The sequence below is a fragment of the Erythrobacter sp. JK5 genome, from assembly GCF_018205975.1.
GTDB lineage: Bacteria > Pseudomonadota > Alphaproteobacteria > Sphingomonadales > Sphingomonadaceae > Erythrobacter.
On sequence record NZ_CP073577.1, the window covers coordinates 1041958 to 1059749 of the forward strand.

19 protein-coding genes are annotated in these 17792 nt (G+C 63.6%); 12 read left to right on the plus strand and 7 right to left on the minus strand.

Annotation, left to right across the window (positions count from 1 at the left end; genetic code table 11):
- The first annotated feature begins 28 nt into the window (after nucleotides 1-28).
- Nucleotides 29-805 (plus strand): aspartyl/asparaginyl beta-hydroxylase domain-containing protein, encoded by a 777-nt coding sequence (locus KDC96_RS05055; protein WP_249171930.1) that lies wholly within the window; start codon nucleotides 29-31, stop codon nucleotides 803-805.
- A 65-nt stretch (nucleotides 806-870) separates the two neighbouring features.
- Here the strand turns inward: KDC96_RS05055 and KDC96_RS05060 are convergent, their stop codons facing one another.
- The 4 genes from KDC96_RS05060 to KDC96_RS05075 all read right to left on the minus strand — a co-directional run bounded on the left by KDC96_RS05060 (nucleotide 871) and on the right by KDC96_RS05075 (nucleotide 4699).
- Nucleotides 871-2676 carry an acyl-CoA dehydrogenase C-terminal domain-containing protein gene (locus tag KDC96_RS05060; RefSeq protein ID WP_212451218.1) on the minus strand — a complete coding sequence of 602 codons (1806 nt, stop codon included), beginning with the start codon at nucleotides 2674-2676 and terminating at the stop codon, nucleotides 871-873.
- Between the two features lie 60 nt (nucleotides 2677-2736).
- Complete coding sequence (locus KDC96_RS05065; RefSeq protein WP_212451220.1) at nucleotides 2737-3201, minus strand: MerR family DNA-binding transcriptional regulator; 465 nt, start codon at nucleotides 3199-3201, stop codon at nucleotides 2737-2739.
- 32 nt (nucleotides 3202-3233) lie between these two features.
- Complete coding sequence (gene hisI, locus KDC96_RS05070; protein ID WP_212451222.1) at nucleotides 3234-3632, minus strand: phosphoribosyl-AMP cyclohydrolase; 399 nt, start codon at nucleotides 3630-3632, stop codon at nucleotides 3234-3236.
- A 341-nt stretch (nucleotides 3633-3973) separates the two neighbouring features.
- The gene (locus KDC96_RS05075) at nucleotides 3974-4699 is read right to left on the minus strand and encodes a ComF family protein (protein ID WP_371815532.1); all 726 of its coding nucleotides are present in this window, start codon (nucleotides 4697-4699) and stop codon (nucleotides 3974-3976) included.
- A 126-nt stretch (nucleotides 4700-4825) separates the two neighbouring features.
- On the opposite strand from KDC96_RS05075, the gene KDC96_RS05080 reads away from it, so the two are divergent.
- Complete coding sequence (locus tag KDC96_RS05080) at nucleotides 4826-5581, plus strand: methyltransferase domain-containing protein (protein WP_212451223.1); 756 nt, start codon at nucleotides 4826-4828, stop codon at nucleotides 5579-5581.
- 11 nt (nucleotides 5582-5592) lie between these two features.
- Here KDC96_RS05080 and ppdK read toward each other — a convergent pair whose 3' ends face one another.
- From ppdK to KDC96_RS05095, 3 genes are all read right to left on the minus strand, one after another.
- Nucleotides 5593-8256, minus strand: coding sequence for a pyruvate, phosphate dikinase (ppdK, locus tag KDC96_RS05085; RefSeq protein WP_212451224.1), 2664 nt, complete (start codon nucleotides 8254-8256; stop codon nucleotides 5593-5595).
- 119 nt (nucleotides 8257-8375) lie between these two features.
- A complete protein-coding gene (gene glyS, locus KDC96_RS05090) occupies nucleotides 8376-10550 on the minus strand; it encodes a glycine--tRNA ligase subunit beta (protein ID WP_212452423.1) in 2175 nt (724 codons plus the stop codon).
- Nucleotides 10550-11419, minus strand: coding sequence for a glycine--tRNA ligase subunit alpha (locus tag KDC96_RS05095; protein WP_212451225.1), 870 nt, complete (start codon nucleotides 11417-11419; stop codon nucleotides 10550-10552). Before KDC96_RS05095 ends, glyS begins: the two co-directional genes overlap by 1 nt.
- A gap of 311 nt (nucleotides 11420-11730) precedes the next feature.
- Between KDC96_RS05095 and KDC96_RS05100 the strand changes: the two genes are divergently transcribed.
- From KDC96_RS05100 to KDC96_RS05145, 10 genes are all read left to right on the plus strand, one after another.
- A complete protein-coding gene (locus KDC96_RS05100) occupies nucleotides 11731-12072 on the plus strand; it encodes a UrcA family protein (RefSeq protein WP_212451226.1) in 342 nt (113 codons plus the stop codon).
- Nucleotides 12073-12161: 89 nt separating this feature from the next.
- Nucleotides 12162-12566, plus strand: coding sequence for a hypothetical protein (locus tag KDC96_RS05105; RefSeq protein WP_212451227.1), 405 nt, complete (start codon nucleotides 12162-12164; stop codon nucleotides 12564-12566).
- A 1-nt stretch (nucleotide 12567) separates the two neighbouring features.
- A complete protein-coding gene (locus tag KDC96_RS05110) occupies nucleotides 12568-13089 on the plus strand; it encodes a hypothetical protein (RefSeq protein ID WP_212451228.1) in 522 nt (173 codons plus the stop codon).
- Complete coding sequence (locus KDC96_RS05115) at nucleotides 13089-13541, plus strand: hypothetical protein (protein ID WP_212451230.1); 453 nt, start codon at nucleotides 13089-13091, stop codon at nucleotides 13539-13541. The genes KDC96_RS05110 and KDC96_RS05115 overlap by 1 nt, the downstream gene beginning before the upstream one ends.
- 4 nt (nucleotides 13542-13545) lie before the next feature.
- Nucleotides 13546-13746 (plus strand): helix-turn-helix transcriptional regulator, encoded by a 201-nt coding sequence (locus KDC96_RS05120; RefSeq protein ID WP_212451232.1) that lies wholly within the window; start codon nucleotides 13546-13548, stop codon nucleotides 13744-13746.
- A gap of 64 nt (nucleotides 13747-13810) precedes the next feature.
- Complete coding sequence (locus KDC96_RS05125) at nucleotides 13811-14722, plus strand: TraB/GumN family protein (RefSeq protein WP_212451234.1); 912 nt, start codon at nucleotides 13811-13813, stop codon at nucleotides 14720-14722.
- A gap of 15 nt (nucleotides 14723-14737) precedes the next feature.
- Nucleotides 14738-15673: a TraB/GumN family protein gene (locus tag KDC96_RS05130; RefSeq protein WP_212451236.1), complete on the plus strand. Its 936-nt coding sequence runs from the start codon at nucleotides 14738-14740 to the stop codon at nucleotides 15671-15673.
- A gap of 115 nt (nucleotides 15674-15788) precedes the next feature.
- Nucleotides 15789-16472, plus strand: a complete 684-nt coding sequence (locus KDC96_RS05135; RefSeq protein WP_212451238.1) for a 50S ribosomal protein L25/general stress protein Ctc — start codon at nucleotides 15789-15791, stop codon at nucleotides 16470-16472.
- Nucleotides 16473-16564: 92 nt separating this feature from the next.
- Nucleotides 16565-17131 (plus strand): aminoacyl-tRNA hydrolase, encoded by a 567-nt coding sequence (gene pth / locus KDC96_RS05140; protein ID WP_212451239.1) that lies wholly within the window; start codon nucleotides 16565-16567, stop codon nucleotides 17129-17131.
- Nucleotides 17128-17769, plus strand: coding sequence for a CPBP family intramembrane glutamic endopeptidase (locus KDC96_RS05145; protein WP_249171931.1), 642 nt, complete (start codon nucleotides 17128-17130; stop codon nucleotides 17767-17769). The genes pth and KDC96_RS05145 overlap by 4 nt, the downstream gene beginning before the upstream one ends.
- Nucleotides 17770-17792: the final 23 nt, after the last annotated feature.

Consider the following 17792-nt stretch of genomic DNA (forward strand, 5'->3'; position numbering starts at 1 on the left):
TCGCGTCGCTGGAAAGGAGCGTCGCATCATGGGTTGGTCGAATGCGTTCGGGCTGTTGTCCAACGATACGAGTCGCCCGCTGCACTATCGCTTCGCCAAGAAGCAGCGGCACAAGATGAACGACCTGATCGCGCGAAGCTCGCTGATCTCCAACGCGCCGCTGCTGCAACCGTCCGACTTCGACTGGACCGCGCCGCTCGCACGCGAGTGGGAAGCGATCCGGGACGAAGCGCTGGCCATACTTGAGCATCGCCATGCGATTCCGCCCCTGCGCGACATCTCCCCGGATCACCGCCGGATCATGAAAGACGAAAGCTGGCGCAGCTTTTTCCTGGTGGGCTACGGCCATCGCCAGGCCGAGAACATCGCCCGCGCTCCGCGCACTGCCGCGCTGATCGAGAATATTCCCGGCCTCAATTCGGCGTTCTTCTCGATCCTCGCCCCGGGATCGGTGATCGTGCCGCACCGCGGCGTGACCAAGGCGTTCATCACCGCGCATCTCGGCCTGGTCGTCCCTTCACGGCCCGAAAGCTGCTGGATGCGGATCGACGGGCGAAAGCTGCGGTGGGAGGAAGGCAAGTGGCTGGTGTTCGACGACACTTACGAACACGAGGTGCAAAACCGGACCGACGAGACCCGGATCGTGCTGCTGTGCCAGATCGCGCGTCCGCTGAAGGCGCCGGGATCATGGCTCGCCAATGCGACGATGAACTACATCCGGCGCAGCAAGTTCGTCAGCGAAGCGAGGGACAATCTCGCCGACTGGGAAACCGCCTATGCCAAGGCGGAGCGCGGAAAGGCGTAGGCACACCAAAAAAGGGGCCCGATCCCCCCGGACCGAGCCCCATTTGGTGACGAATTCGTATTGCGTCAGGCTGCGGTGGCGAACGCCTCTTCCGGCAGCTTCATCATGTTTTCCGAACCCGCCTCGAGCTTGCGGCGCAGCGCGCCGGCGTCGGGCAGAAAGCGTTCGGTATAATAGGCAGCCGAGGTCAGCTTGGCTTCGTAGAAGGCGGCGTCTTCGGGCGAACCCTTGAGCGCATCGACGGCGACCTTGGCCATCTTGAGCCACATGAAGCCGAGCGTCACGATGCCCATGATGTGCATGTAGTGATGCGCGCCCGCGCCGAGGTGGTTGGGGTTCTGCATCGCGTTCTGCATGAACCACATGGTCGCGGCCTTCTGTTCGCCGAGCGCCTTCTCGAGGCGACCGGCCATGTCGGCGAGCCCTTCGATCTGCTTGGCCGAGGCGATTTCCTCGTCGATCGCGGCAAAGTACGCCTGGACCGCGCGGCCGCCATGCTGCGCCAGCTTGCGCCCGCACAGGTCCATCGCCTGCACCCCGTTGGTGCCTTCGTAGATCATGGCAATCCGGCTATCGCGCACGAACTGCTCCATGCCCCACTCTTTCACATAGCCGTGCCCGCCGTAGACCTGCTGCATGTTGTTGGCGATGTCGTAGCCCTTGTCGGTGCCGTAGCCCTTGATGACCGGGGTCATCAGACCGATCAGGTCATCGGCCAGCTGCCGCTCCTCTTCGGTCTGGGCCTTGTGCGTCAGGTCGACCTGAAGCGCGCCCCACAGGCACAGCGCGCGCATGCCTTCGTTGAACACCTTGGCATCCATCAGCATCCGGCGCACGTCCGGGTGGACGAAGATCGGATCGGCCTTCGCCTCGGGCTCCGCCGGCCCGGTCAGCGCGCGGCCCTGACGCCGGTCGAGCGCGTAGGTGACGGCGTTCTGGTAGCTGACTTCGGCCTGTGCAAGACCCTGAAGCCCCACGCCCAGACGCGCAGCGTTCATCATCACGAACATCGCGGCGAGGCCCTTGTTCTCCTCACCCAGCATCCAGCCTGTCGCGCCGTCGTAGTTGAGCACGCAAGTCGAGTTCCCGTGGATGCCCATCTTCTTTTCGATCGAGCCGCAGGTCACGCCGTTGCGCTCGCCCGGTTCGCCATTCTCATCGAGGATGAACTTCGGCACCACGAACAGCGAGATACCTTTCGAGCTGTCGGGCGCGCCCGGCGTCTTGGCCAGCACCAGGTGGATGATGTTGCTGGTGAGGTCGTGCTCACCGGCAGAAATGAAGATCTTGGTCCCGGTGATCGCATACGATCCGTCGCCGTTCGGCACGGCCTTGGTGCGGATCATCCCGAGATCGGTGCCGCAATGCGGCTCGGTCAGGTTCATCGTGCCCGACCATTCGCCCGAAATCATCTTCGGCAGGTACATTTCCTTCTGTTCCTGCGAACCGGCAGCCTGCAGCGCCGCTGCGGCGCCGCCGGTCAGGCCCGGATACATAGCGAACGCCTGGTTGGCGGTGCCGATATATTCCTCGAACGCAAAGCCAAGCACATGCGGCAGGCCCTGCCCGCCGAATTCCTCGGGGCCGGTCAGGGTGGTCCAGCCCGCCTCCACCAGCTGCTGGTAGGCTTCCTTGAATCCGTCAGGCGTGGTGACCGAACCGTCTTCGTGACGGGTACACCCCTGCTCGTCGCCGATCTGGTTGAGCGGTGCGAGAACCTCAGAACAGAATTTGCCCGCCTCGTTCACGACCGTATCGATCATGTCCTGCGTCGCGTTCTCGAATCCCGGCAGATTGCCGTAGCTTGCCAGGTCGAGCATTTCGTTGATCACGAAGCGCGTGTCGCGGGTGGGTGCGGTATAGGTCGGCATCACTTGATCCCCTTGGTGTGCGTTTTTTCCGGATGGAAACGGGTGTTGCTGCTGAAGCCGTCAGCCGAGATCGAGGTTCTCGATCTCTTCGACGAAGTCGGTAAGTTCCTTGATCGACGAATCGATATCGGCGCGCTGCGCCTTGAGCTTGGCGATGTGCGCCCGGCATTTTTCCACCGTGACCCGGCGCTGCTCGACGCGGCCGTCATCGAGATCGTAGAGGTCGATCATCTCGCGGATTTCGGTGAGGCTGAAGCCGACATTCTTGGCGCGCATGATCCACGCGAGCCGGGCGCGATCGCGCTTCGAATAGACGCGGGTAAGCCCGACGCGCGCCGGGCTGATCAACCCTTCGTCTTCGTAGAAGCGCAGCGCGCGAGCGGTGCAGCCGAATTCGGTGGTGAGATCCGAGATCGAAAACTGTTCGCGGCTGAGCTTGTCCGGGCGCTCGAGATGCGCGCCGTTGCGCCGGTGTTCGGTTTCGCTCGATTTCGAATCGCTATTGCGTGCGGGTGCGGTAGCCATGACGTTTGTGCTACCTTACCTTTACGTGAGCGTCAAGTCTTGACCTTAACGAGAGCCACACCATCCTCCGCCCCCGGTTCGAGCCGGCGATAGAAGCAGCTGCGCTCGCCGGTGTGGCATGTCGGCCCGGCTGGCGAGGCATGGATCACCAGCGCGTCCTGATCGCAATCGACGAGGATTTCTTCGACCGTCAAAACGTTGCCCGAACTTTCGCCTTTTTTCCACAGTGTGCCGCGCGATCGCGACCAGAAATGGACCATACCGGTGCTGCGGGTCCGGGCCAGCGCGTCTGCATTCATGAACGCCACCACCAGCACTTCGCGCGTGGCCGCGTCGACCACCACCGCGGTCAGCAGACCGAGCGAATCGAACCTGGGTGCAAAGGTGTTTCCGGTTTCGCGCTGCTCGGTCGAAAGATTGTCGTCGATCACTTGCCACCTTCGATTATGGTTAAGGAAATCTTGCGATAGCGACGAATGGGACGGGAGCTGCGTTCGTTTGTTGCAGGATAACCACAGACGCTCCCGAAAATCGGCACTCAGAGTGGATTGACCTAGCGGTTAACAGGCGGGTTTGGAAGAAGACGCCCTGCGAACTTTAGCGAGTTCGTCCACCGAACATCGGCGCAGCATAGTGCCAGGTTCAGGGGGTGGTCGGATCAAGCCAACGCGGGGTGTTGGCAGGTCCGATTGAACGATGAGGGATAGGATCCTGATGGCCAAGTTAGGGGGTGGCCATCTGAGCTCTGCAAGAGCGGTTCCGCATCATTTCGTCACGTGGCGCCCGGGGTCGTAATGGCCTCGGGCGTTGTGTTTGGGGCGACGCTTTCCACGCCCGATACCACCCGCGCGAAGCAGGCGATCCTAACCGATGCCGCACCCGCATCGAGCAGTGCCGCGACGCAGGCATCGCTGGTCGCCCCACTCGTGAGCACATCGTCGACGAGGATCACGTCCTTGCCGGCGACCCGCTCGCGCCTGCCGGTTTTCACGTCGATGGCTCCACGGAGCACACTCTCGCGCTGGGCGCGTCCCAATCCTCCCAGGCTCGGTGTGCGTTTCTTGCGCACCAGCGCGTCCACCAGCACCTTGCCTTTCCCGTGCCGTTCCAGCTCGCCCGCCAGCAGCACGGATTGGTTGAAGCCCCTGCCCAGCAGCCGCCAGCGATGCAGCGGCACCGGAACCAGCACCGGCGGCTCGGCTCCGCCATCGGGTAGGCGCGAGGCCATCAGCCGCCCCAGCAGGCGCGCCAGGGCGATCTTTCCGCCGTGCTTGAGACCGAGGATGAGCTTGCGCGACGCATCGTTGTAGAGCGTCGCGGCATAGATGCCCGCATGGCGCGGCGGGTCGATCCGACACAGGGCACATTCTTCGGGCTGGCGACCCGTGCTGCCCGTCGGGCGCAGGCAACGCGGGCAAGACGGCTCGCCGGGCGTTTCGATCTGGCTCCAGCACTCGACGCACAGCCCGCCCTGGTCGGCAATCGCATCCCCGCACAACGGACAGCGCGGGGGTAGACCAGATCGACGACCGGCCTCAATCCTTCGGCCAGATGGGATGCGACACTCACGCCGCGCATCTCGCACGTCTTGCTTCGTGGTGGCAAGCGAGGCAGTGCGGGCGCGATGAACCGGCAGCACGTTCCCCGCATCTTCGATCGTCGGCAGGCCGCCGCCAAATGGGACCGTGCGCGCTCCCGGCAGCGACGAGGCGGGGCGAGCTATCTCGTCGATACGATGGCGAGCGACATTGCCGAGCGGCTCGACTTCATGCGGTTGCAACCGGAACACGCGCTGATCGTCGGCGAAGCGACCGGCGCGTTGCAGGCTTCGCTCGCGTCCGGGAATACGCAGGGCAAGGTGGCCCTGCTGGGGCAGTTCGACGAGGAGCAACCTGGCCCGCACGCCGCGTTCGACCTCATCGTCCACCTGCTCGGGCTGGGCATGGTCAACGATCTGCCCGGTGCGCTGATCCACGCTCGCAACGCGCTGGCCCCGGGCGGGCTCCTCATCGCCGCCTTTCCCGGGGCGGGCAGCATGCCGATGCTGCGCCGGATCGCGCTGGAGGCGGATGGCGACCAGCCCTCCGCCCGGATGCACCCGCTGGTCGATAATCGCGCCGCGACCGGCCTGCTCGAACGCGCCGGGTTCGGGCGGCAGGTGGTCGATACCTACCCGGTCCGGGTGCGCTACCCGTCTTTGCAGCGCATGATCGGCGACCTACGCGATCACGGGCTGACGCGCTCGCTGTGCAGCCCGGTCCCGCCGATAACCCGCCGCTGGGTCGAGCGCGCCGAGACGAGCTTCGATGCTTTGCGAGAAGACGACGGCAAGGTTGTCGAGACTTTCGAAATCCTCGTGCTGACCGGCTGGCGCGACTAGTCCCCTATTCCTTAATTCAGCGCCGCCTGCGCTGCCGCCAGCCGCGCGATCGGCACGCGGTAGGGAGAGGCGCTGACGTAATCGAGGCCGACTTCCTCGCAGAACGCGATGCTCGCCGGATCGCCGCCGTGCTCGCCGCAAATGCCGAGCTTGATGTCGGGCCGCGTGCGCCGCCCGCTCTCCGCCGCCATCTCGACCAGCTGGCCGACCCCGTCGATATCGAGGCTGACGAACGGATCGCGCGGGAAGATGCCCTTGTCGACATACGGGGCGAGGAACCGCGCGGAATCGTCGCGGGAGACGCCCAAAGTCGTCTGCGTCAGGTCGTTGGTGCCGAAGCTGAAGAACGCGCCCTCTTCGGCGATCTCACCGGCCATCAGCGCCGCGCGCGGCAGTTCGATCATGGTGCCGACGAGATAGTCGACCCGCGCGCCCTTCTCGGCGAACACTTCCTCCGCGACTTTGTCGACCAAAGCGCGCAGAATCTGCAATTCGCGCTTCGTCGCCACCAGCGGGATCATGATCTCGGGCAGCGGCGCTTCGCCGGAAGAGGCTTGCACATCGCACACCGCCTCGAAGATGGCGCGCGCCTGCATCTCGTAGATCTCGGGAAAGGTGATCCCCAACCGGCACCCGCGATGGCCCAGCATCGGGTTGAATTCGTGCAATTCGCCCGCGCGCCGCTTGAGGTAGTCGACCCCCAGCCCGGTCGCATCGGACAGGTCGGCGAACTCCGCGTCGCTGTGCGGCAGGAACTCGTGCAACGGCGGATCGAGCAGACGGATCGTGCAGGGCAGACCCGCCATGACCTCGAAAATCGCGGTGAAGTCCGCGCGCTGTTCGGGCAGCAGCTGGTCGAGCGCCGCGCGCCGCCCGCGTTCGTCTTCGGCAAGGATCATCTGGCGCACCGCGCTGATCCGGCCGGCTTCGAAGAACATGTGCTCGGTGCGGCACAGCCCGATGCCCTCCGCCCCGAACTGCCGCGCCATCTTGCAGTCCGCCGGGGTCTCGGCATTGGTGCGCACCTTCATCCGGCGCAGGCCATCGGCCCAAACCATCAGCGTGGCAAAATCACCGACCAGCTCCGGCTCGACGGTCGGCACGATCCCGAGCATCACTTCGCCCTTCGCCCCGTCGAGCGTGATCTCGTCGCCCTCCTTCAGCTCATGCGAACCGATCCGCAGCGTGCGTGCGTCGCGATCGATCGAGACCGCGCTCGCACCGGAAACGCAGGGCCGCCCCATGCCGCGCGCGACCACCGCAGCGTGTGACGTCATGCCGCCGCGCGCGGTCAGGATGCCCTGCGCCGCGTGCATGCCGTGGATGTCCTCCGGACTGGTCTCGACCCGGACGAGGATCACCTTGTCGCCGCGCTGCGACCATTGCTCCGCCGTATCGGCATCGAGCACGATCTTGCCTGCAGCCGCGCCAGGCGAGGCTGGAAGCCCTGTCGTCAGCACATGACGCGGCGCATCGGGATCGAGCGTCGGGTGGAGCAGCTGGTCCAGAGCCATCGGGTCGATGCGCCGCACCGCCTCGCGCTCGTCGATCAACCCCTCGACCACCATCTCGACCGCCATCTTGAGCGCGGCCTTTGCGGTGCGCTTGCCCGAGCGGGTTTGCAGCATCCACAGTTTCCCGCGTTCGACGGTAAACTCGATGTCCTGCATGTCCTTGTAATGACCCTCGAGCAGGTCGAACACGCGCGCCAGCTCGCCATAGGCCTCGGACATAGCCTCTTCCATCGACAGCGGCTTGGCCCCCGCCGCCTCGCGCGCGGCTTTCGTCAGGTATTGCGGCGTACGGATGCCCGCGACAACGTCCTCGCCCTGCGCGTTGATCAGGTATTCGCCGTAATAGGCGCGCTCGCCGGTCGCCGGGTCGCGGGTGAAAGCGACGCCGGTGGCGCTGGTATCGCCCATGTTGCCGAACACCATTGCCTGCACGTTGACGGCAGTGCCCCAGTCGGCCGGGATGTCGTTGAGGCGGCGATAGACCTTGGCGCGGTCGCTGTCCCAGCTGTCGAACACCGCGCGGATTGCGCCCCACAGCTGCTCGTGCACGTCCTGCGGGAACGGCTGGCCCAGTTCGGCTTCGGCGATACCCTTGTATTCGGCGACAATCGCTTTCCAGTCGTCCGCCGACAGCTCGGTATCGGCGTAGAAGCCATTGTCTTCCTTGACGATCTCCAGTGCTTCTTCGAACAGGCCGTGATCGATCCCGAGCACCACGTCGGCATACATCTGGATGAAGCGACGGTAGCTGTCCCACGCGAACCGCTCGTCACCGCTGGTGCTCGCCAGCCCTTCGACGGTGGCGTCGTTGAGGCCGAGGTTGAGCACTGTGTCCATCATGCCGGGCATCGAGACGCGCGCGCCCGAGCGCACCGATACCAGCAGCGGGTCCGCCGCATCGCCGAAGCGTTTGCCGACCGCGTTTTCGATGTGGGCGAGCGCGGATTCGACATCGGCCTTCAGCGCATCCCCGAACGAGCCATCGGCAAGGTAGCGCACGCATTCCTCGGTCGTGATGGTGAAGCCGGGCGGGACCGGCAGCCCGATGCTCGCCATTTCGGCCAGGTTCGCGCCCTTCCCACCGGTGACCACCTTGTCCTTCTGGCGCGGGTCGTCGTGCGGGGTGTTTCCGCCGAAAGGATAGACCGTTTGCTCGGACATAAAGTTTCCTACGAAGTTGACACAAGTGACATAGTGTCACCCAAAGATTTGGCGCGTAAGCCTATCAAAATGCGAAGCTTTCCGGTCGAAAAGCGAAGCTGACACCTTCCCAACCCGGTTCACCCCTCGATCCGGCTGAAATCGGCCACCCGGTGCACCGCATCGCGGAACCGCGCCAGCAGGGCGAGGCGAGCTTCGCGTTTGGCCGGATCGTCGTCATTGACGGTTACCTCGTCGAAGAAGGCGTCGATGGGAACGCGCAGGGTGGCGAGCGCGGCCATCGCGCCTTCGAAGTCTTCGGCCTCGATTGCCTGTGCAGCCGTGGGCGCCGCGGCATCGAGCGCATCGATCAGCGCCTTCTCGGCCGGTTCGGGCGAGTAGGAAAGGGGATTGTCGCCTTGAGCCCCTTCCCTTGAGGGAAGGGGTTGGGGATGGGTGTTCGACGCATCGGACGTGGCACCCCCCACCCCCGGCCCCTCCCCCGTGGGGAGGGGAGTTGGATAGTCCTCCTTCTTCAGGATATTCGCAGCGCGCTTGTAGCCTGCGAGCAGGTTCACGCCGTTGTCTGTCTCGATAAAGCCTTGCAGCGCCTTCACGCGGGCTAAGAGGCGAACGAGATCATGCTCATCACCCAAATCCTCATCGCCTCCCAGCGAAGCTACAGCGTCGATGACATCATGCCGGACACCTGCTTCGCGCTGCTGCACCTTCAGACGATCAAGAACAAATGAACCGAAATGACCACCTGCGATCACCGTTTCGAGCAAACTATCGCCACCTATAGCGCGATCAAATGCATCTATGAAATCGAACCGCAGCGAGTTCTCAACGCTAATGGAGATCATCCCGATCACAGCGCGACGCAGTGCAAACGGGTCTTTTGAGCCAGTAGGACGCTCATCAATTCTGAAGAATTGGGCCAAAGTATCCAACTTATCCGCCAGCGACACCGCCACCGTCACCGGCGCAGTCGGCACGTCGTCGCCTTGCCCCACCGGTTTGTAGTGATCGCGGATCGCGTCGGAGACTTCCTGCGGCAGACCTTCCTTCTCGGCGTAATATCCGCCCATCAGGCCCTGCAATTCAGGGAACTCGCCGACCATCTCGGTCACGAGATCGGCCTTGCACAGCCGCGCGGCCTGTTCGGCGAGGCCAGGGTCGCCTTTGACGATGCCCTCTTCACACAACCACCGCGCCAGCTTCGCCACGCGCTCGACCTTGTCGGCGACCGTGCCCAGCTTTTCGTGGAATGTAATCCGCTCGAGCTTCTGCGCGTGTTCGGCGAGCGGCGTTTTCTGGTCCAGCTCCCAGAAGAACCGCGCATCGGAAAGCCGCGCGGCAAGGACCTTCTCATTGCCTGCCGCAACCGCATCGCCGCCATCGTTCGCTTCGATATTGGCTACGCAGGCAAATACCGGCGCGAGGCTGCCGGCGCGGTTCGCCATGAAATACTTCTGATTGAGGCGGGCCGTGAGCTGGATCACCTCGGGCGGGACGTCGAGGAATTCCTCGTCGAACCCGCCCACGAGTGGGACCGGCCATTCGGTCAGGCCGGCATTCTCGACCACAAGGCCTTCGTCCTCGATCATGTCGAGGCCCATCGCGTCGAATTCCGCGGCCACCTTCACGCGGATGATGTCCTGCCGCTCCTCGTGGTCGACGATCACGTGCGCCGCGCGCAATCTGTCGGCGTAGTCGCCCGCGCCGTCGATCGCGATCGGCCCGGTGGAATGGAAGCGGTGACCCACAGTTTCGCGCCCGCTGGCAAGCCCGTCCATCACGCACGGCACGACCTCGCCGTCGAGCAGCGCGACGATGCCTGAGAGCGGACGCACCCACTTCAGGCTTTCGGTCGAGATCGAGGCTTCGCCCCAGCGCATCGACTTGGGCCAAGAGAAATCGCGGATGATCGCGGGAATGGCGGCGGCGAGCAGGTCGCTGACGGCCTGCCCCGGCTTTTCGATCACGGCAAACCAGGTCGCGCGGCCCTTGACGTCGCGCTCTTCCAGCTGGTCGCGCGTCACGCCATTCTTGCGGCAGAACCCGTCGACCGCCTGGTCGGGCGCGCCCACCGGCGGGCCTTTCGCTTCCTCATGGACTGCCCCGGTCTCGGTCGGCAGGCCCTTCGCGATCAGCGCCAGCCTGCGCGGAGTGGACCAAACGGTCACCTCGCCGGTTTCGACGCCAGCTGCCTCCATCTCGCGGCGGAAGAGCTTTTCTAGCTCCGCACGCGCTCCCGCCTGCATGCGGGCGGGTATCTCTTCAGAGCGCAGTTCGAGCAGGAAGTCGGCCATCACACCAAGCTCCAGCCCGGGAACTTCTCGGCCCATTTCGGCGCCATCTGTTCGGCGTAGGTCTCGCACGAAGACCGCGCCAGATCGCGCACCCGGCCCATATAGCTCGCGCGTTCCTGCACGCTGATCACGCCGCGTGCCTGCAGCAGGTTGAAGATGTGGCTGGCTTCGACGGCCTGTTCATAGGCCGCGATCGGCACCGCATTGGCGAGCGCATTCTGGCACTCGGCTTCGGCCTTGTTGAACAGGTCGAACAGCGCATCGGTGTCGGCGACTTCGAAGTTCCATTTCGACATCTGCTTCTCGTTCTCGAGAAACACCTCGCCGTAGCTCACGCCGCGACCGTTGAAGTCGAGGTCGAACACGTTGTCGACGCCCTGGATATACATCGCCAGCCGCTCGAGCCCGTAGGTGAGTTCGCCCGCGACCGGCTTGCAGTCGAAGCCGCCCATCTGCTGGAAATAGGTGAACTGGGTGACTTCCATCCCGTCGCACCAGACCTCCCAGCCCAGCCCCCATGCGCCGAGAGTGGGCGATTCCCAGTCGTCCTCGACGAAGCGAATGTCATGCTTGAGCGGGTCGATCCCGATCGCCTTCAGGCTGTCGAGATAGAGCTCCTGGATGTCGCCCGGCGATGGCTTCAGGATCACCTGGTACTGGTAGTAATGCTGCAACCGGTTGGGGTTTTCGCCATAGCGCCCGTCGGTCGGGCGGCGGCACGGCTGAACGAAGGCGGCGTTCCACGGCTCCGGGCCGAGCGCGCGCAGGGTCGTCGCGGTATGGAACGTCCCCGCCCCCATGCGCATGTCATACGGTTGCAGGATCACGCAGCCCTGGGCGCTCCAGAAGTCGTGCAGCGTCAGGATCATGTCCTGGAACGAGCGCGTCGGGTCGCGACCCGAATCACCTCTCGTTGCAAGCGATTCGTTCGCGGCGTTTCTGACCTCGGATACCATGCCGCGCGCAATGGCTGATGCCCCTCTCAGCGTCAATGATGCAGTGCAGCATACACCCGATTTTCACAGCCGAAACCCGCACAAATCCTCGGTTTTTGTCACCCCATCCTTACGAAATGTCAGGTCATGTTGACATGGTCAGCGAATCGCGACATAAAGTAAGGGCGACCTGACATTTCGGAAGGTTGATGCGACAAACTTCTCACTCCCCAGGAGAATTAATCATGCGTTTCATTGCTGCCACTTTCGCCACTTCCCTCGCTCTCATCGCCGCACCGGCCGCCGCCAGCGGGATGAACGCCACCGAGTTCACCGCGGAGGTCCAGCACAAGGATGTCGACCTCACCAGCCGCGACGGTGTTGCGCTGCTCGATGAGCGACTGAAGACGACAATCCGCCAGCAATGCGCCAATGGCGGCCGCGACCTTCAGTCGATCCGGCTCGAGCGCGAATGCCGCCAAAGCGCCCTCGCCTCGGTCGAGAGGCAGGTTCGCTTCGCCGTCGCCGAAGCCAAGGCCAACAAGGTCCGTCTTGCCCAGGGCACTCCAGTTGCACCTCAGGGCTGACGACACAGCCGTCTCTCGGCGGAAGACACCCCAAATCCGGCCTTCCGCCGAGAAAGGCACCCCAACTGGATCGAACGAGAAAGAGACCGATGAGCTACCCTGAAGACCCCCACGGACCGCGCAGCTACGGCAGGATGCACCTTGTGCTGAGCCATGTCGCAGCGGTCTCGTTCCTCGTCATGGTCTTGAGCAGGTTCGAAGTTATCCCGACTTCATTTGGCGTGATTGGCATCACGTTCGGCGTCCTCTCCCTGGTCGTGATGTTCACCACACGCAACAGCGACGAATGGATCGCTTCCCTATGGTCGGCAGGCGCGAATGCGGGATTTTTTGCCGCCATGGCGTGGCTGCTGATCCTGCCGTTTGCCGAAGGCGCCTACGATGGTCTGCTGGCCAACGAACGCCGACAGGATTTGCCCACTGACCTCGCCTCCTTTGTGGCGATGGGCGCATTTCTCGTCGCCTTTAATCTCAAGCGGCTGAGAGGATACTGACATGACCGATGCTACACCCGTCTCGTCTCGCCAGAAAGCAGTCGATCGCTATCTCAGGGCCGGGAATATCGGAACGGCGGCCGCAATCGCTTCTCCCGTCATTTACTTTGCGATGGTAAGCATTCTTGCAGATTGGAAAGAGGGCGATTCCGTTCTCCTGGTCTTGCTCCTCTTTCTCGCGATCGTGGTCTATCTGATTTGCGAGGCATATTCGGTCTTTCACGTGTTCTTCCGCCGCAAGACGGACGAGTACACCCTGGCAATGTGGCATAGCGGAACGACCTTCGCGTTCTTCGCAGCCATGCTCTGGCTTATCCTTGGGCCATGGGTCGAGACAGGCGTCTACGTGTATCTGGATTTCGACGTATTCGAGAGCGCTTCGGCGCGCGAGAACACGAGCTTCGAAGGCATCCTGGACGAGCCGGCCACTAGGGCCAGTGTTATCGAGCAATTCGCCACTCCGGTGATTCTGGCCGCGTTCTTTCTCGGCTTCCAATACAAGCGCTTCAAAGGAGCATATTGATGCCCTACGTTCCCAATGAGCCGGACACATATGAGCGCAGCAAGGTCTATCAGACCATCTGGATCAGCGCGGCTGCGTCCATTCCGACATTCGCGAACACTTTCATCGGATGGGAAAACTTCCTGATGGCGATCCTGTTCGGAGCGAGCGTCGGCGGACTTATCGTCGCTTTCATGGCCAACCGGGCCGACGAATACTTTCAGGCCATGATCGGTACCGGGATGCGCTGGGTGATGCTGATCCTGGGGCTGTATCTGTTCGCGATTTTCCTGCTCAACATCTCCGATATTTCGTTTTCAGCCGGTGCTGTCATGGCGGGCGGCATTGAGGGAGGATCCGGGGTATCCCCGCTGCGACATCTCTTGGACGCCAACGTGCTGGGCAAGGGATTGATGATCACATTCTACGCCGGATATGCCTTTGCCTGGAGCAAAGACTGGTGGGGCGGATAGGGACGTGAAAAACCGCCTCAAGGTCCTGCGCGCCGAACGCGACTGGAGCCAGGCCGAACTGGCCGCGCGGCTCGACGTGTCGCGTCAGGCCGTGAACGCGATCGAGACCGGAAAGCACGACCCCTCGCTCCCTCTGGCCTTTCGCATCGCCCGCCTGTTCGACATGGCGATTGAAGAGGTGTTCGATGACGGCGAAAACAGATAACCCACTCCCGTTCAACCTTCCGAAAAGCTTCCGCCCCTAATCAGCCCCCCGAAAGGATCGCTTCATGAAATTCTCGAAAGTTCTCACGCTGACATCGGCCCTCAGCCTCGCGCTGTTGGCCGCCAATCCGGTGCTCGCCGACGACCACGCCGCGCACGAGGCCGCGGCTGCGGTCGCCAAAGGCCCGGCACTGTGGAAGGTCGCAGACGAGGACACCACCATCTACCTGTTCGGGACGATCCATGCCTTGCCCAAGGAAATCGAGTGGTACGATGCCGAAATCGCCGAGGCGCTGACGGCGTCCGACACGATCGTGACGGAGATCAAGCTCGACAAGCAAAGCGAGGCCGCGATGCAGCAGCTGGCGATCGCCAAGGGCCTGCTGCCGCCGGACACCACCCTGCGCTCGCTGCTCGATGACGATCAGACCGCCACTTACGAAGCGGCGATGACCAAGCTGGGGCTGCCTACGGAAGCCTTCGACCGGCTCGAACCGTGGATGGCGGCGCTGTCGCTGACGATGCTGCCGCTGATGCAGCAGGGCTATTCCCCAGATAGCGGTGTCGACAAGGTGCTGATCCAGAAAGCGGGAGACAAGTCGCAGGACGCGCTCGAAACCGCCGAATTCCAGATCGCGATCTTCGACGAGATGGCGCAGGACGCGCAGATCGCATTCATGATCGAAGCCGCCGAAGGGATCGACGAGGTCAAGCCGATGCTCGACAGGATGGTCGAAGTGTGGGTCAAGGGCGATGCTGATACCCTTGCCGAATTCATGAACGAGAACATGGACGATCCGATGGTCGCGGAAAAGCTGCTGTTCGAGCGCAACCGCAACTGGGCCGAATGGATCGATACGCGGCTCGATTCGCCCGGCACCATCTTCATGGCGGTCGGCGCGGGTCACCTGGCAGGCGAAAAGAGCGTGCAGGATTACCTCGCCGAACGCGGGATCGAAACGATCCGAGTCCAGTAGGCGGCAGACCCAATCGTGACCCCGGCGCCCGCCAGCATCCTCGAGCGGCTCCTGATGGGCTGCAGGACGTTGCCGGCGGCGCGCTGGTGGACGCTGGCGGCGCCACTGTTGCTCGCTGCCTGCGACGATGATCCCGCGCCCGAAGGGCCGCCACCCAGCCCGCTGCTGTTGCAGATCACGTCGGAAGACGGCGCTGTCGAAGGATGGATGCTCGGCACAATCCATGCGCTGCCCGACGACGTCGAGTGGCGCACTCCGGCGATCGAGCGCGTGATCGGCGATGCCGATCTGCTCGCAGTCGAGGTCGCCAATCTCGAAGACCGCGAGGCGATCTCCGCGATCTTTGCCGAGCTGTCGCGCTCGACCGGATTGCCCGATATCGTCCAACGCCTCCCGCCGAGCCAGCGCGCCGACCTCGCCGACCTGATTTCGCGCGCCGGTTTCACCCGCGAGCATCTCGGCACCACCGAGACCTGGGCAGTGGCATTGCTGCTGGCGCAGGTGGATGCGCAGGGCAAACCGGAAAACGGGGTCGATCGGCAGCTGATCCGCGCATTCACCGACCGCGAAGTGCGTGAACTCGAAGGCGCGGCGCGGCAATTGACGATCTTCGACACCCTGCCCGAAAACGACCAGCGCGACCTGCTGGCAGGTGTGGTCGAGGAATCCTCGGATCAGCGCGACAATCCGGGGCGGCTGCGCGATGCGTGGCTTGCCGGCGACGTCGCCATCCTCGAAGAGGCGACCACGACCGGGATCATGGCCGATCGGGAGCTGCGCGAGGCCTTGCTGGTGGAGCGCAACCGCGACTGGGCCGCCCAGCTTGCGGCGTTGCTGCGCGCCCGCGAACGCCCGCTGATCGCGGTCGGCGCGGCGCATCTCGTCGGCCCCGACAGCGTGGCCGCGATGCTCGAACAGCGCGGCTACACGGTTACGCGAGTCGGCCGATAGGCCTTGCCATTACGGCCCGCCCGCTGTAACGGCCCGCGCTTCGGCGCTCTGGTCATCCCTGGAGGCGGCGCGCCGCCAAAGACGTTTCAATCACACGCATTCGAAAGGTAGCATTATGAGCGACGCTCTGACCCTGCCGGCCGAAGCGCGCGAACGGGCCGGCAAGGGAGCCGCCCGATCACTTCGCCGCGAAGGTCGGATCCCCGCTGTCATTTATGGCGGCAAGGAAGAACCCACCCCGATCCACGTCGAGGAAAAGGAACTGGTCCGTCAGCTGATGACCGGCCACTTCATGAACTCGATCGTCGAAATCGAGATCGACGGAAAGAGCGTGCGCACGCTGCCCAAGGACGTGGCGCTGCACCCTGTGACCGATCGCCCGCTCCATGCCGACTTCTTCCGCCTCGCCAAGGGCGGGAAGATCGAAGTCAGCGTGCCGGTCGTATTCTGCAACGAGGAAGAATCTCCCGGCCTGAAAAAGGGCGGCGTTCTCAACGTGGTGCGCCACGAGATCGAACTGATCTGCGAGAACGACAAGATCCCCGGCGAAATCGAGATCGATGTCACCGGCAAGGAAGTCGGCGATTCGATCCACATCAGCGAGATCCAGCTGCCAGAAGGTTCGGCGAGCGCGATCACCGATCGCGACTACACCATCGCCACGCTGGTTGCTCCGTCCGCCCTGAAGAAGAGCGAAGATGAAGCGGCCGACGAGGAAGAGGTCGCAGCCGACGAAGTCGAAGCCACCGAGCAGACCGACGACGCAGACGGCGAAGATGAAGGCGGCGACGGCGAATAGTTGGCGCCGCTTCCCGATTGCAAGATCACCAGAACACCGGGCCCGATGGGTCCGGTGTTTTGTTTTGTGCGCAGTGCGACTAGAGGCGCCTCATGCAGATTTGGGTCGGCCTCGGAAATCCTGGACCGCGTTATGCGCTGCACCGGCACAATGTCGGGTTCATGGCGCTCGACGTGATTGCGGACATGCACGGTTTCGGACCGGTGCAGAAGAAGTTCGCCGGCTGGGTCCAGGAAGGCCGGATTGGGCGCGAGAAGATCTTGCTGCTGAAGCCGGCGACCTTCATGAACGAAAGCGGCCGCAGCGTCGGTGAGGCATTGCGGTTCTACAAGCTCGATACCGGTCCATTGACTGTGTTCCACGACGAGCTCGACCTCGCGCCGTTCAAGGTCAAGGTGAAGCAGGGCGGCGGCACCGCCGGACACAACGGACTGCGCTCGATCGACCAGTATCTCGGCCCCGATTTCCGCCGGGTGCGGATCGGCATCGGCCATCCCGGCCACAAGGACCGGGTAACCGGGCACGTGCTCGGCAATTACGCCAAGGCCGAACAGGATGATCTGGCGACAATGCTCGGCGCGATCGGTGCCGAAGCGGACTGGCTGGCACAGGGCGACGATCCCCGCTTCATGAGCGACGTGGCGCTGCGCCAGCAATGAGCGATGACGATCACGAAGAGACGCTGAGCGTTGTGCAGGTGCTCACGCTCATGGCGCTTCAGACCGCGCTGTTGGGCGCGTTCGGATGGGCGCTGTGGTGGTTTTCGGGGCGGGAACTTGGCGATTTCGTCGGGATCGATGTCTACCAGGTGACGATCGGACTTGCGATCGGGGCAGCGCTGATCGTCGTCATCGGCGGCTTCTTCTACGGCTTCCCGCGCATCGCGGAACAGCTCGTGCGGGCGCAGGGCGAAAATCTGAAGTTCCTCGAAAACCGCCTGTCGCTGGGCGCGATCGTGCTGATCTCGATCGGCGCGGGGGTCGGCGAAGAAGCTCTGTTTCGCGGCGGCCTGCAGACCCTCGCGGGCGATTACATGGCCATGCCGCTCGCCATCGCCGCCAGCTCGGTGCTGTTTGCGCTGGTCCACCTTGCCAGGCCGCTGATCAGCGTCCTGATCTTCGTGATCGGTTGCGTTTTCGGCGTGCTGTACTGGCAGACCGGCAGCCTGCTCGCGGTGATGATCGGCCACGCGGTCTACGATGTTTTCGCGCTGTGGTATGTCCAGCGCGAACTGCACCGGATCGGCTATTTCACCGAAAATGCCGAGCGGATGGACGAGGTTGCCGCGAGCGAATAGGCTGGCGGCACGTTACAAGGAGC

Bases quoted from the DNA above. Each gene is read 5' to 3' on its own strand.
- ppdK (WP_212451224.1), bottom strand. From the start codon at position 8,256: ATGTCCGAGCAAACGGTCTATCCTTTCGGCGGAAACACCCCGCACGAC.
- KDC96_RS05060 (WP_212451218.1), bottom strand. From the start codon at position 2,676: ATGCCGACCTATACCGCACCCACCCGCGACACGCGCTTCGTGATCAAC.
- KDC96_RS05125 (WP_212451234.1), top strand. From the start codon at position 13,811: ATGAAATTCTCGAAAGTTCTCACGCTGACATCGGCCCTCAGCCTCGCG.
- pth (WP_212451239.1), top strand. From the start codon at position 16,565: ATGCAGATTTGGGTCGGCCTCGGAAATCCTGGACCGCGTTATGCGCTG.
- KDC96_RS05115 (WP_212451230.1), top strand. From the start codon at position 13,089: ATGCCCTACGTTCCCAATGAGCCGGACACATATGAGCGCAGCAAGGTC.
- KDC96_RS05145 (WP_249171931.1), top strand. From the start codon at position 17,128: ATGAGCGATGACGATCACGAAGAGACGCTGAGCGTTGTGCAGGTGCTC.
- KDC96_RS05110 (WP_212451228.1), top strand. From the start codon at position 12,568: ATGACCGATGCTACACCCGTCTCGTCTCGCCAGAAAGCAGTCGATCGC.
- KDC96_RS05100 (WP_212451226.1), top strand. From the start codon at position 11,731: ATGCGTTTCATTGCTGCCACTTTCGCCACTTCCCTCGCTCTCATCGCC.
- KDC96_RS05055 (WP_249171930.1), top strand. From the start codon at position 29: ATGGGTTGGTCGAATGCGTTCGGGCTGTTGTCCAACGATACGAGTCGC.
- KDC96_RS05080 (WP_212451223.1), top strand. From the start codon at position 4,826: ATGAACCGGCAGCACGTTCCCCGCATCTTCGATCGTCGGCAGGCCGCC.
- KDC96_RS05105 (WP_212451227.1), top strand. From the start codon at position 12,162: ATGAGCTACCCTGAAGACCCCCACGGACCGCGCAGCTACGGCAGGATG.
- KDC96_RS05065 (WP_212451220.1), bottom strand. From the start codon at position 3,201: ATGGCTACCGCACCCGCACGCAATAGCGATTCGAAATCGAGCGAAACC.
- KDC96_RS05135 (WP_212451238.1), top strand. From the start codon at position 15,789: ATGAGCGACGCTCTGACCCTGCCGGCCGAAGCGCGCGAACGGGCCGGC.
- KDC96_RS05095 (WP_212451225.1), bottom strand. From the start codon at position 11,419: ATGATCCTGACGCTGCACGACTTCTGGAGCGCCCAGGGCTGCGTGATC.
- glyS (WP_212452423.1), bottom strand. From the start codon at position 10,550: ATGGCCGACTTCCTGCTCGAACTGCGCTCTGAAGAGATACCCGCCCGC.